Source organism: Bacteroidota bacterium, from assembly GCA_023957335.1.
Taxonomy (GTDB): domain Bacteria; phylum Bacteroidota; class Bacteroidia; order NS11-12g; family UBA955; genus JALOAG01.
On record JAMLHC010000002.1, the window covers coordinates 101,330 to 114,084 of the forward strand.

The window sequence follows — 12,755 nt, forward strand, 5'->3', positions numbered from 1 at the left end:
AAAAGATTGATACATACTAAGCTACCTCAATAACAACTATTACACAAACATCCACCATGTCCGACAAGCAATTTTATCTAATTCCTTCATCACTTGGCGAAGATAGTATCGACAAAGAAATCACAACTTTTCATAAGACTGTCTTAGAACAAATTGAAGTGCTTTGGGTAGAACACGCTAAGCCAGCAAGAGCCTTTATAAAATCTTGTCACTTGCAGCGTACAATCCAAAGTTTTGATATCAGAGAAATCGCAAAAAATGAATTCGACCATATAGAACTGAATGAAATTTCGGAGAGTTTAGTTCAGTATTCAAAAGTAGGATTTATGTCAGATGCCGGTCTGCCTTGTATTGCAGACCCCGGTGCTGCCTTAGTTGATTTGGCACGTAAGAAGAAATTTGAAATTATTCCCTTGGTGGGGGCATCTTCGCTGATGTTAGGGCTAATGGCTTCGGGACTGAATGGACAGCAATTTGTTTTTCATGGATATTTACCCGTACAACCCAAAGAACTAAAAAGAGCACTCAAAGGCATGGAGACAGAGGTGCTCAATTCGGGATACACTCAGATTTTTATAGAAACCCCCTACAGAAACAACAACCTATTTTTACACTTGCGAGAGAATATTAACCCACATATTAGACTTTGTTTAGCTACCAATTTATTACAAAACAATCAACGTATTGATACCCAAACTATAGCCGAATGGAACACCAACCCAATTGCAATTGACAAAAATCCCACTATTTTTCTTTTAGGGAGATAAGCACATCTCGAACAATAGCAATTTAAGAAAATGATTTCAACTGTTTTGGATGAGTTTATTTCTAACAATCTCAACGCATTCAGGTAAAAAACAATCGTATTTTTGAATTTATCTTGCCAATAATGCTGATGTGAATTCAGCGAATCACTTGCCTACTCTTTTCAAAATCTCGAACTCAAAATCATAGAGGTGTTTGGCATCTTTGGGATGAAATTGAGAATAAGTAAGTTTCCATTCTTGCGGGTTGAGTTCAGGATAAAACACTTCTGCATCAAACGTTGCAAACACTTTAGTAAGATAGATTGTATCAGTGATTGGCAAGCAATCTTTGAACAGAGATGCACCACCCAGAATAAAAACCCTATCATTTTGTTTTTGAGCTATTTCAACTGCTTTTTCAACACTGTCTGTCCAGACCGTGTTTTCAAGCGTGCGCGGAGTTCTACTTACAATAATGTTCAACCTGCCCGGCAACGGTTTTCCCATGGACTCAAATGTTTTTCTACCCATTATCACCGGGTGTCCTATTGTGTGTTTCTTAAACCATTTGAAATCGTCCGGCAAATGCCACAATAACTGATTATCTTTTCCTATTTCGTTGTTCTGTCCTACAGCTACAATTTGCACCAGTTCACGCATCAGTCAACTTATTTTTTCAGATTGGCTGCATCAAAACCAAAGCGTACAGAGATAATATTTGAGTAAAGAGCTGCACTCATATCTCCAATATCGGTTAATGCGTAATCAATGCTAAAACTTTTTATTTTAATCCCTACCCCTACCGTTGGCATAAATGAATTGATTTTATTGCCTTTTTTGTTTGTTTCTTTCTGAATATTGCCAATACCCATTCTCAACGAAACCCTATTGTTTTCATCCTTAAACTTATAGCTGAACTCCGCGCCCAATTTGGGATCTATGCTAAAAGGATTACTTTTGATAAGGGTATTTCGTTTACCGTCAGTGGTAATTTCAAAATCGGTAGCAGTAACAATCTCAAACTTTTTCAAATCCCACTTTTTGCCTACACCCAAAATCAGCCTGGGCAAGGTTAGTTCAAGGGTATTGATAGGAATGTCATTGCCGGTTTGTGCAAAAACCTCCTTATCTCTTTCCGAAAAACTATACCTCCATGTATTAAATGTAGTTGTAATATCCTTAGCCATTACACCAAAACTCCAACCATATTTTAATCCGGTAAGCCTTGCACCCGCATCAAAACCAAATCCCCATGCAGTAGCAAAAGGTCCTGCTTTGCGGTTAATCACTTTAGTGTTTACACCCCAACTCAGTTTAGAGTCTTGAAAGAACGAATAGCTGTTTAGCCTTGTCATATCAACAGTTTGTGCGTAATGAGCAATAAAAGCATAATCAACCGCAGAGAATTGAGAAATACGATCGTAATTGATTTCACCATTTTTAATTAAGTCCAAAGTATTCAAGATACCATCCACACCAAATCTCAACACTGTCAATCCGAGTGCACTATTTTCAGTAGGTTTTGTTGCAATACCCAGATAATCATAGTTTGCAATTCCGGCAAAGTATGCAGAGTGCATAAATGAAGCTTGTATCTTGTCTTGAATATCCACCAAACCCGCAGGATTCCAATATCCGGCAAAAACATCATCGGTGAGCGAAACAGCAACATTTCCCATCCCCATGGAGCGTGCGCCAACACCTAAGGTTAAAAACTCATTGCTGTATTTGGTTGCATTCTGTGCCTGTATTTGCAGTGCAAAAAGTATTACAGAAAAAGCTGTGATTATTTTTCTCATAAATTTATTTTTCTGTATTGATTCCAGTCAAAATGAATACTGCCGTCCAATCCGGCAACGATTTCGAGCAATATAGGTGTTAAAAAAACTTGAGTCTCCATGCTTACATTGATTTTTGCACGTTCATATACTCTCCATAACGTTGCAATTATTTTTTCATTATTAGCGTAGGCAAAAATAAACTTATCATGATGTATCAGGCGCATTCTTGACAAAAATACTGTTTTGAATACTGCATTGTCAAACAATTCATCCACAATTGCTTCATCTCCAATAGTTGTGTACATGTCATCATAAAATACTTTGACTTTTTCAGGGAAATCTATAACCAACTGCTTATCCGTTAACAGCTCGGTTAAGACATGCGCCATAAACCAAGCCCTGGGAATTTTTTCAAAAATACCTTTTTCATAAAATGCTTTTTTTAATTCTTCCTCCGCATGGATAAAATATTCGCAGTTATGAAACATTTTGTCGCGTTCAATATGGGATTTCATGCCCTTGATAAATTCGAGCGCTTGTGTGGAATATTCTCTTTTATCTCTTTCCGGAACATGCTTTCGGTATAAATCTCTGAACAAATCAGGGAAAACCAAACCCATATTGTACCATGCCTTCCCTTTTTGTGAATCAGTAAAATAATGTCCGAAGAAATTCACTTGATGTTTGAAAAAATATTTTGCACAAAAATAAAGATTTTGTCATACTAATTGACTCATGTATGCCCTTTAATAATCCTTACATTTGCAGCCGTTTAAAGGATAAAAAACGTGAAAAAAGCCGGACAAGAAAATGTACATCATTTGTTTCAATGTTTGTATTGGTATGGAATAAGACACGTCTTTGTTTGTCCCGGTTCTCGCAATGCTCCGCTTATTAATGCAGCCGTTGCACAACAAGGTTTTGAACTACACTCTGTGGTAGATGAACGCGCAGCCGGATACATGGCTTTAGGGGCAGCAAAAATTTCACAAAAACCTGCTATTATTATTTGCACTTCCGGCACCGCCCTACTAAACCTGTTCCCGGCTGTAGCAGAAGCACATCAGTTGAATATTCCTCTCATTGTTTTCAGTGCAGACAGACCCACTCGACTTATCAATCGTTGGGAAAATCAAGCAATAGACCAAAGAAGGGTGTTCGGCAAATATACCAATGCCTATATAGAATGGAAAGGTATAATGGAATTGCAGCGCTCGCTCGGAAAGGTTGAACGCATTGCCAATAAAATCAACTCACGCACTCAGTTTCCGGACAAAGGAGTAGTACATCTTAACTTCCACTTTTCAGAGCCGTTGTATTTTCCTGAACCGATAAAAAAGGTAAAACCGTTCAGCCTTACAACGGAGGTCAAAAGCCACAGCCAAGTGCAACTTCCTGCCAACAAATCTCTCTGTGGTAAAACATTGATGGTATTATGTGGCACCGGTGATTTCAATATAAATACAGAACAAGAAATTAAGAATCTGGCAGAAAAGAATGCACTGATTCTATGCGATTTAACCTCTGCATACCGCAAATACCAAAGCAATGATTATTGGGAACTATTTTGCAATTCAATTTCAGAAGAGTTTTGGAAAAAAAACAAACCCGATACTCTGATTACCTGCGGAAGTTTTTTGTTGAACAAAAATCTTAAAAGCCTAATTAGAAAATATCCGCCCAAACACCATATTCATTTGGCAGACAGGAATATTATACGCGACACATACTTTAGCAACCCTATTGTTTGTAGCAGTCTTGGCTCTCCATTTATGGATTCTATTCAAGACAACAAAGATTTCAAACATCTGTGGACTGAGCAAATGTCAGATCATACAATACGACTTCATTCCAAAATCGAGAACACTGTTGACATGAATGATTTATGGGCGATTGACTCGTTTTTGAAAATAATACCCAAAAATGCAATCCTGCATGTTGCCAACTCAATGTCAGTGCGCTATGTGGCAGTATGTGGAGCCGACAGCCAACTCTCCATATATGCAAATAGAGGAACCAGCGGAATAGACGGATGTGTGTCCACTGCTGTGGGTGCTGCACTTGCAGACAAAGAGCATGAACATTATCTCATTTGCGGTGATCTCGCTTTTTTTTATGACGCTAACGGGTTATGGTTAGATAAGGTGCCTGATAATCTGAAAATACTTTTGTTCAATAATCAAGGAGGAAATATCTTTGATATGATTCCCGGACCGTCCGGCAGTCAAGCAAAATCTTTTTTTACTACCCCACATTCACGTACTGCAAAAAATATTGCAGATGATTTTCAGCTACAATATGCGGTTGCACATTCAAAAAACACCTTCACTCAACATCTGTCTGATTTTATAACAATAAACTCAAACTTTATTTTGGAAGTAATTACTCATCCTGAACAGAATCAAGCAATGTGGCACAATGTTAAACAATAAAAAAGACTGTTCAAATGAACAGTCTTTTTTGTTTTTGGTATTTACTTTTTCGTTTAGTGAGCACCCCAAGCCTGAGTTTTGAGGTCAATTCCTTCTTTAAACATTTCCCAAAGTGGGCTCATATCTCTGAGTTTATTAACCGCAGTTTTGACATGCTCAATGGTATAATCAATTTCTTCTTCTGTGGTAAAGCGTCCCAATCCAAAACGCAAGGACGAATGTGCCAATTCATCATCCAAGCCCAATGCTTTCAAAACATAAGAAGGCTCCAAAGAAGCTGAGGTACAAGCAGAACCTGATGAAACTGCAATATTTTTAATACCCATAATCAATCCTTCACCTTCCACATATTTAAATGACATGTTCAACACATGCGGCAGCTTGTGTTCCTTGTCTCCGTTTATGTATGATTCTTCTAAAACTCCCAGTGCATTTTGCAATTTATCTCTGAGTTTGCTCAATCTTTTGCCCTCTTCCTCCATTTCGTTCATGCAGATTTCACATGCTTTACCAAATCCTACAATACCGGGCACATTCAGCGTTCCGGAGCGCATTCCTCTTTCGTGTCCGCCTCCATCCATTTGCGCAATAACTTTCACACGCGGGTTTTTTCTGCGCACATACAAAGCTCCAACACCTTTTGGACCATAAAGTTTGTGTGCACTGAAAGACATTAAATCAATATTATCTTCCAACACATTTACCGGCACTTTTCCTACAGCTTGTGTTGCATCTGTATGGAATAAGATTCCTTTTTTCTTGGCTAATGCACCAATCTCACTAATAGGTTGAATCACTCCAATTTCATTGTTACCAAACATCACACTGATAAGTATTGTTTGTGGTGTAATAGCCTGTTCAACTTGTTCAACAGTAATCATCCCTTGCGTGTTCGGTTCAAGATAAGTAACCTCTGCACCCAACTTCTGTACTGCTTTGCAAGTATCCAAAATTGCTTTGTGCTCAGTTGTTACGGTAATAATATGATTGCCTTTTTGACGATACATTTCAAAAACGCCTTTGATAGCAAGGTTATTCGATTCGGTTGCACCCGAAGTGAAAATGATTTCTTTGGCATCCGAGCCGATCAATTTTGCAACTTGCTCACGAGCATAATCAACTGCTTCTTCTGCCACCCATCCAAAAGAGTGATTTCGGCTGGCAGCATTTCCGAATTTTTCTGTAAAATAAGGGAGCATTTCATCCAACACACGTGGGTCAACCTGTGTGGTGGCATTGTTATCAAGGTATATAGGTAATTTTAACATGATGGTATTTATTTAGATTCATTCTAAGCTGCAAAACTAAGTAATTATTTAAAGTAAAAACATTTTATTGCACCCTAAAATAGATTGTGCAGCATGAAAAGGATAGAACACATAGGAATTGCGGTGAAAGACATAGAAGCTGCAATACCTGTATATGAGAATTTGCTCAATACATCGTGCTATAAAATAGAAGATGTTGCCACACAAGGTGTCAAAACTGCATTTTTCAAAATTGGAGAAAACAAAATAGAATTACTTGCTGCTACTCGCCCAGACAGCCCGATTGCCAAGTTTATAGAAAAGAATGGCGAAGGTATTCATCACTACGCATTCCTTGTGGATGATATCCAAGCTGAGATTGAGCGACTAAAATCAGAAGGGTTTGTGTTGATTAACGAACAGCCTGTACCGGGAGCAGACAATATGGAAATTGCATTTTTACATCCAAAGTCCACATTAGGGAACCTGATTGAACTGTGTCAGCCTAAGAAATAAAGTGGAATTTTTTCTTTTTGCTTTCAATATTTTTTTGAATAGTGAGTACCATTAAGGTAAATTAACTATCTGAAAATTTCCTACCTAAACTTGGGAAAGTACATCAGCAATGATTGGGGCATTACATGGAGAAAATGAAATAATCAAGGTGGTTACTGTGCACCTTTATTGTATTTATATCCAAACTTGTACGCAGTTGTAAGCGTGTAAACAGGGAAATTATCTGCAAAGGCAAAGCTGCCTCCAAATCCAAAAATATCTATAGGAAAATATCTGAAACAAACCGCCCACTGATAATTGAATGTTTCTTTTTTGAAATGCCCGTTAAACACAGCTCCACCGACATTATAATAATATCCCAGTTCATAATCGTGCCAACTCGTTCCTACACCAACCTTGGTATATAGCTCAAAGCCATTCATTATTTCTTTGCCATATAATATCCCAATATTCATTGCCTGCGATTCTGCTTCAATATATGAAAGTCTATATACTCTACTCGGAAATGCCGGGTCATATAACGATGCAGGTTGCCAGTCAAATGGCACCCATGTATTACCCGTATAAAATTGGGACAAACTAAAATCAATATAAGCACCAATAGGAAAATTATTAGAATTATACGAAAACCCAATATATGGAGAACTAATTGGATTGTAGAAATAAGATGATTGCATTTCTTTATTAATTGAATTTGTACCATAAGGGAGTATTCCGACTCCAAGTTCTAAAGTAAAATTACGCCAAGGAAAAGCACGCACCGCTGTATCTTTATTGCTACTCTTAATTGGCAATATATTATTGTGCGCTTTTGAATGAACAGAAGCAAACAGTGTACACAACAAGATGATTAATTTGGCTTTCATTAAGAGGTTTAAAAAAAGTTCAAATAGTTGTTTCGGGCTTTTGGGGGTAGTCAAATATACAACACATTTTCATCTCTGAATAATGCCTAAACTCAAAATCTTTCAAATGGAGATAAAACGTGTGTTTATGAATGCTTTGAAACGTGTTAGTAACACTAGGAACAGTTCCTATAAGTTTTCAACTTCAAACAAAATCAATTTAAACTTATGTTTTAAAAATAGAAGAATGGTGATTGAACTAATGCGCAGATTGTTCCATAATCTTCTTGTATGCCTTTTCACTGGCTAACTCTTCGGCTTTTTTCTTAGAATTATATACCTCTTTTGCAATTTGAACATTGTCAATAAGAACACATATTTCAAAGTAGGTGTCCCCTCCTTTTCTAAATTCATTTACCACATCAAGGCGAACTTCCTTTTTTTCTTTTTGTGCATACTCATAGAGTTTGCCTTTATAGCTGATTTCGGATTCTTCTAATATTTTGAAATCCAAATGCGTATCCACAATGCGTTTCTTGATAAACTTAGAAGTTTTCTTATAGCCTTTGTCAAGGTAAACCGCACCGATGAGTGCTTCAAGAGCATTGCCACCCACTACATGCATAGCTCCTTTTCTATTCAGCATACTTTTATCAAATTTGACAATTTCCAATAATCCTATTTTGCCGGCAATATTTCCTAATTGCTCACGACTTACCATTTTGGAGCGCATTTCTGTAAGGAACCCCTCGTTTTTGAATGGAAATTGTTTGAAAAGTATTTCAGCCGTAATTAAGTCCAAGACAGCATCACCCAAGAATTCCAATCTTTCGTTGTCTTCTCTGATGTCTCCGTGATGGATTTTAGTAGCGGTAGTTTTATGCGTTAGGGCAAGTTTATACAACCTTATATTTTCAGGTTTGTATCCGGTTATTTTTTGTATGCGCTTACAAAACTTCTTTTCTCGTTGAAGTCCAATATAAGACAGAATACTCAATAGAAGAAAATCAAGGGTTGTACTTTTTAAAGATAACAGAGACATTGTGTCCCCCAAAGCCAAAAGTATTGCTGAGAACAGCATTTACTTCTCTATGTTGGGCTTTGTTAAAAGTAAAGTTCAATTTAGGGTCAAAAGATTCGTCATCCGTAAAGTGGTTGATGGTTGGGGGAATAATACCTTTTGTTAAAGCAAAAATAGCGGCAAGTGCTTCAACTGCTCCGGCAGCTCCCAACAAGTGTCCAACCATAGACTTTGTTGAACTGATATTTAATTTGCATGCATGATCGCCAAAAACTCGCTGAACTGCTTTAACCTCGCTAATATCTCCCAAAGGAGTTGAAGTTCCGTGTACATTGATATAATCAATTTCTTCGGGTTTCATGTTTGCATCTTCCAAAGCATGTGTCATAACCATTTGTGCTCCCAATCCTTCCGGATGCGGTGCAGTAATATGGTATGCATCTGCGGTAAGACCTCCACCTGCCATTTCGCAATAAATCTTTGCTCCGCGGGCAAGTGCATGGTCTAAATCTTCTAAGACAATAGCAGCAGAACCTTCGCCTAATACAAAACCATCGCGTTCTTTGTCAAAGGGTCTGGAAGCTGTTTTAGGATCATCATTTCTTTCAGAAAGCGCTTTCATTGAATTAAATCCACCGATTGCGGGTTCATTTACACAAGCCTCAGAACCACCGGCTAAGATAATATCTGCTTTGCCTAATCGGATGAGGTTAAAAGCATCTATAAGAGCATTGTTAGAAGAGGCACAAGCTGATACTGTGGTATAGTTAGGACCTCTAAAACCATATCTGATACTGATATAACCGGAGGCGATATCGGCAATCATCATAGGAATAAAGAAAGGAGAAAAACGCGGTGTTCCATCTCCTTTCGCATAATCAATAACTTCTTTAAAAAAACTGGTTAAACCGCCAATTCCCGAGCCCCAAACAACTCCTGCTCTATCTTTATTGATAGCCTCAATATTGACGCCTGAGTCGTTAATGGCTTCTTGGGTTGATACCAAAGCATACTGTGTAAACAAGTCCATTCTGCGCGCATCTTTCTTGTCCAACAAGTTAGTTACGTCAAAATTCTTGATTTCACAAGCAAACTTAGTTTTGAAAAGAGAGGCATCAAAGCGTGTTATAGGTCCGGCCCCACTCACACCATTTTGCAGCGCATTCCAATAAGATTGAACATCATTGCCAATAGGTGTCAATGCACCCAGACCTGTAACGACTACTCTTTTCAGTTTTTTCTCCATTGAGGGGGAAATTACTTGCTGTTTGCTTCGATATACCTTACGGCTTCTCCTACGGTCTGAATCTTTTCAGCCTGTTCATCGGGAATTGCAATATTGAATTCTTTTTCAAATTCCATAATCAATTCAACAGTATCTAATGAATCTGCTCCTAAATCCTGTGTGAAGCTTGCTTCCATAGAAACTTCGCTTTCTTCTACCCCGAGTTTGTCAACGATAATTGACTTCACTTTTGTTGAAATATCTGACATAATAATTAAGTTTTTTATCGGGTGCAAATAACTATATTTTTACCAAATAAGACAAATTCTTTTTTTGAGTTTATTTATTTTGAATCAATGCACTGATATACTTGCCCAAAATATCAAACTCAATATTGACTTTATCTCCGGTTTTCAAGGTGTTAAGGTTGGTATTTTCATAAGTATAAGGGATTATGGCAAGCGCCATTTCACCTTTGTTACTTTGTGCTACAGTCAGGCTTATACCATTAATACATATAGAACCTTTGGAGACGGTATAAAAATGTGTTTGGTCAGCTACATATTGTATGGTAAACAACCAGCTTCCGTTTTTATTCACAATTTCTGTGCAAACTCCGGTGGTGTCCACATGCCCTTGTACAAAATGTCCGTCAATACGCTGATTTGCAAGTAATGAACGCTCAAGATTGACAAGACTTCCGGGCTTTAATGTGTCTAAATTGGTTTTGGATAAGGTTTCGGCAATGGCAGTCACTTTGTATTGCATTCCATTGATGTCAACAACAGTCAGACACACTCCATTATGAGCCACACTTTGGTCAATTTTAAGCTCAGGAGTTAATTTGCTTTTGATAGTAAAAATCAAATTACTTTGTTCTTTCTCAATGGCAACTACTTCTCCAATATCTTCAATAATCCCGGTAAACATACGCTCATTTGATTTTGGACAACAACCTGCTAAAGTATTTATATTTCTGAAATTCTGTTTTGGCAGCCTGGTGTAATGTATCTCTTTCTTCTTGTCCTTTCAGTTGCTTGCCAATCTCTACCAGTTTATCTACACATTCCTGCATCATCTTAGTAATTTTTTCCTTTACCGCATTCAGGGTATTTGCATCATGGTCAAATTGAGCATCTGCAACTTCCTCATTCAGGTCAATCACTTCCATCAGAAAATCAGGTGGCAATTCGGCTTTGGACTCCTTGTCATATAAGCCATATAGAGACAAGTAATAAGCTACTCTTTTGTCAAATGTTTCAAGGGTTTTGAAAGCATCATTGTTATATGATGAAATCTGCAAAGCTTCTGTTTTTTTTTCAGGACTTAAGGCAAAAAAATCAGGGTGAAAATCGCGGTTGATTTGCAGGTATTTTTGTCGCAATAATTTTTCGTCAATATCAAATTCAGGCTCAAAACCGTAAAAACGAAAATAATTGCTTGTATCCATGTCAAATTCTACTTAAACAATCTGAAAATATCATTTCCAATCACAAAGACCATCAAAGCCAGTAGAATTATCATCCCTATGACTTGTGCAGTGTGCATTATTTTTTCATTGACAGGTCTTCCTATAATCATTTCTATCAAAAGGAAGAATACATGTCCTCCGTCAAGGGCAGGGATAGGCAACAAGTTCATGAAAGCAAGTATCAATGACAAAATAGCCGTAAGATTCCAAAACCTTTGCCAATCCCAAACTTTGCCAAAATAAGTGGCGATTGCTACAGGTCCTTGCAAGGCATTTTGTGCTTTGATTTTTCCGGTAAAAATTTGACCAAGTCCTTTGGCATTTGCGATGATTAGTCCAAAAGAGCGAGTTGTTCCAAGTTCAAAAGATTTGAAAAACCCATAATATACTTTTTCGATTTTATCTGAATAAACATCCTTAACCAAAATGCCAAGTTTGAGTGTGGTATCAAGCTGAATGGGCAAAGACAAGATACTTTTATCTCTTTCCACCATTACCACAATAGGTTTATCAGCATAGTCCTTCAGCGCAGATGCGAGTTCATCTTGGAATTGCACAGAAACCACATGGTCTTTGTCCAAAATAAATCCTGTGATTTTATCTCCTTTGTGCAAACTTGCATTAGCAGCAGGCGATTCTGCAAGAACAGAATCCACTAACAAAGGATTTCTTGCATAAAATGGAGGCTCTTTTTTGTTGGAGGAAATAATATTGGTATAGTCTTTAGGCATTACCAAAGTTTGTGCTTGTCCTTCTCGCTGAACCTTCACCTCGATTTTATCTGCAAGAATGATATCTGAAGCAAACAAATCTTCCAATTTTAAAATAGGATTGCCATTCACTTCTGTTATTTTATCTCCTGTTTGGAAACCAAACTGCTTTCCTATCTCTGTAACTGCAATTCCACCGTTATCATTAATAGCTTTCATGGGTAAATATCCGTCTCCGTAGCTGAATATTCCCATAGAAAACAAAAAGATTCCCAAAATCAAATTGACAACTACCCCGGCAACCATTACAATCAATCTTTGCCAAGCGGGTTTGGCTCTGAATTCCCAATCTTGTGGTTCGCTTTTGAGTTGGGCTGTATCCAAAGACTCATCAATCATACCGGCAATTTTTACATAGCCTCCCAATGGTAGCCATCCTATACCATATTCTGTATCTCCTATTTTGAACTTAAAAAGTTTGATTCCCCATGCATCAAAAAAGAGATAAAACTTCTCTACCTTAATTCCGAATGCTCTTGCTGCCAAAAAGTGTCCTAACTCATGCAGTGTTACAAGAATTGCCAAGGCGGCAATCAACTGCCCAATCATTGTGATATTTCCCACGTATGCTATCTGTTAAAAATTTGCTTGGCAAAATTACTCAATATTGAAATGTATCCTATTTTATTTCAACAGAATAAAATCGAAGTTGGTATTAATTGAAAGTAACGAACAGTGAAGATTTAGTATGCAAGTTTTAA

14 protein-coding genes are annotated in these 12,755 nt (G+C 37.5%); 3 read left to right on the forward strand and 11 right to left on the reverse strand.

Annotated elements, in window-relative coordinates:
* The first annotated feature begins 56 nt into the window (after window positions 1-56).
* Window positions 57-767, forward strand: coding sequence for an SAM-dependent methyltransferase (locus tag M9892_03800; protein MCO5253473.1), 711 nt, complete (start codon window positions 57-59; stop codon window positions 765-767).
* Window positions 768-911: 144 nt separating this feature from the next.
* On the opposite strand, the gene M9892_03805 is transcribed toward M9892_03800, so the two are convergent.
* The 3 genes from M9892_03805 to M9892_03815 are packed head-to-tail and all read right to left on the reverse strand — an operon-like array spanning window position 912 to window position 3,204.
* Complete coding sequence (locus M9892_03805) at window positions 912-1,406, reverse strand: dihydrofolate reductase (GenBank protein MCO5253474.1); 495 nt, start codon at window positions 1,404-1,406, stop codon at window positions 912-914.
* A gap of 8 nt (window positions 1,407-1,414) precedes the next feature.
* On the reverse strand, window positions 1,415-2,545 hold the full coding sequence (locus tag M9892_03810; protein ID MCO5253475.1) for a hypothetical protein: 1,131 nt from the start codon (window positions 2,543-2,545) through the stop codon (window positions 1,415-1,417).
* Window positions 2,542-3,204 carry a hypothetical protein gene (locus M9892_03815; protein MCO5253476.1) on the reverse strand — a complete coding sequence of 221 codons (663 nt, stop codon included), beginning with the start codon at window positions 3,202-3,204 and terminating at the stop codon, window positions 2,542-2,544. Before M9892_03815 ends, M9892_03810 begins: the two co-directional genes overlap by 4 nt.
* A 111-nt stretch (window positions 3,205-3,315) precedes the next feature.
* Here M9892_03815 and menD point away from each other — a divergent pair, with 111 nt between their 5' ends.
* Complete coding sequence (menD, locus tag M9892_03820) at window positions 3,316-4,959, forward strand: 2-succinyl-5-enolpyruvyl-6-hydroxy-3-cyclohexene-1-carboxylic-acid synthase (GenBank protein MCO5253477.1); 1,644 nt, start codon at window positions 3,316-3,318, stop codon at window positions 4,957-4,959.
* Window positions 4,960-5,012: 53 nt separating this feature from the next.
* On the opposite strand, the gene M9892_03825 is transcribed toward menD, so the two are convergent.
* Complete coding sequence (locus tag M9892_03825; GenBank protein ID MCO5253478.1) at window positions 5,013-6,227, reverse strand: IscS subfamily cysteine desulfurase; 1,215 nt, start codon at window positions 6,225-6,227, stop codon at window positions 5,013-5,015.
* 93 nt (window positions 6,228-6,320) lie between these two features.
* Between M9892_03825 and mce the strand changes: the two genes are divergently transcribed.
* On the forward strand, window positions 6,321-6,722 hold the full coding sequence (gene mce / locus M9892_03830; GenBank protein MCO5253479.1) for a methylmalonyl-CoA epimerase: 402 nt from the start codon (window positions 6,321-6,323) through the stop codon (window positions 6,720-6,722).
* Window positions 6,723-6,874: 152 nt separating this feature from the next.
* Here mce and M9892_03835 read toward each other — a convergent pair whose 3' ends face one another.
* The 7 genes from M9892_03835 to rseP all read right to left on the reverse strand — a co-directional run bounded on the left by M9892_03835 (window position 6,875) and on the right by rseP (window position 12,618).
* Window positions 6,875-7,588, reverse strand: coding sequence for a hypothetical protein (locus tag M9892_03835; protein MCO5253480.1), 714 nt, complete (start codon window positions 7,586-7,588; stop codon window positions 6,875-6,877).
* Window positions 7,589-7,826: 238 nt separating this feature from the next.
* Complete coding sequence (gene rnc, locus M9892_03840; GenBank protein MCO5253481.1) at window positions 7,827-8,609, reverse strand: ribonuclease III; 783 nt, start codon at window positions 8,607-8,609, stop codon at window positions 7,827-7,829.
* Complete coding sequence (fabF, locus tag M9892_03845) at window positions 8,575-9,834, reverse strand: beta-ketoacyl-ACP synthase II (protein ID MCO5253482.1); 1,260 nt, start codon at window positions 9,832-9,834, stop codon at window positions 8,575-8,577. The genes rnc and fabF overlap by 35 nt, the downstream gene beginning before the upstream one ends.
* An 11-nt stretch (window positions 9,835-9,845) precedes the next feature.
* Window positions 9,846-10,082 carry an acyl carrier protein gene (locus M9892_03850; GenBank protein ID MCO5253483.1) on the reverse strand — a complete coding sequence of 79 codons (237 nt, stop codon included), beginning with the start codon at window positions 10,080-10,082 and terminating at the stop codon, window positions 9,846-9,848.
* Between the two features lie 70 nt (window positions 10,083-10,152).
* On the reverse strand, window positions 10,153-10,743 hold the full coding sequence (locus tag M9892_03855; GenBank protein ID MCO5253484.1) for a riboflavin synthase: 591 nt from the start codon (window positions 10,741-10,743) through the stop codon (window positions 10,153-10,155).
* A gap of 4 nt (window positions 10,744-10,747) precedes the next feature.
* Window positions 10,748-11,263 carry a Fe-S protein assembly co-chaperone HscB gene (gene hscB / locus M9892_03860; GenBank protein MCO5253485.1) on the reverse strand — a complete coding sequence of 172 codons (516 nt, stop codon included), beginning with the start codon at window positions 11,261-11,263 and terminating at the stop codon, window positions 10,748-10,750.
* An 8-nt stretch (window positions 11,264-11,271) separates the two neighbouring features.
* Window positions 11,272-12,618: an RIP metalloprotease RseP gene (gene rseP / locus M9892_03865; GenBank protein ID MCO5253486.1), complete on the reverse strand. Its 1,347-nt coding sequence runs from the start codon at window positions 12,616-12,618 to the stop codon at window positions 11,272-11,274.
* Window positions 12,619-12,755: the final 137 nt, after the last annotated feature.

Bases quoted from the DNA above. Each gene is read 5' to 3' on its own strand.
- fabF (MCO5253482.1), bottom strand. From the start codon at position 9,834: ATGGAGAAAAAACTGAAAAGAGTAGTCGTTACAGGTCTGGGTGCATTG.
- M9892_03810 (MCO5253475.1), bottom strand. From the start codon at position 2,545: ATGAGAAAAATAATCACAGCTTTTTCTGTAATACTTTTTGCACTGCAA.
- M9892_03825 (MCO5253478.1), bottom strand. From the start codon at position 6,227: ATGTTAAAATTACCTATATACCTTGATAACAATGCCACCACACAGGTT.
- hscB (MCO5253485.1), bottom strand. From the start codon at position 11,263: ATGGATACAAGCAATTATTTTCGTTTTTACGGTTTTGAGCCTGAATTT.
- M9892_03835 (MCO5253480.1), bottom strand. From the start codon at position 7,588: ATGAAAGCCAAATTAATCATCTTGTTGTGTACACTGTTTGCTTCTGTT.
- M9892_03800 (MCO5253473.1), top strand. From the start codon at position 57: ATGTCCGACAAGCAATTTTATCTAATTCCTTCATCACTTGGCGAAGAT.
- rnc (MCO5253481.1), bottom strand. From the start codon at position 8,609: ATGTCTCTGTTATCTTTAAAAAGTACAACCCTTGATTTTCTTCTATTG.
- M9892_03805 (MCO5253474.1), bottom strand. From the start codon at position 1,406: ATGCGTGAACTGGTGCAAATTGTAGCTGTAGGACAGAACAACGAAATA.
- M9892_03855 (MCO5253484.1), bottom strand. From the start codon at position 10,743: ATGTTTACCGGGATTATTGAAGATATTGGAGAAGTAGTTGCCATTGAG.
- M9892_03850 (MCO5253483.1), bottom strand. From the start codon at position 10,082: ATGTCAGATATTTCAACAAAAGTGAAGTCAATTATCGTTGACAAACTC.
- mce (MCO5253479.1), top strand. From the start codon at position 6,321: ATGAAAAGGATAGAACACATAGGAATTGCGGTGAAAGACATAGAAGCT.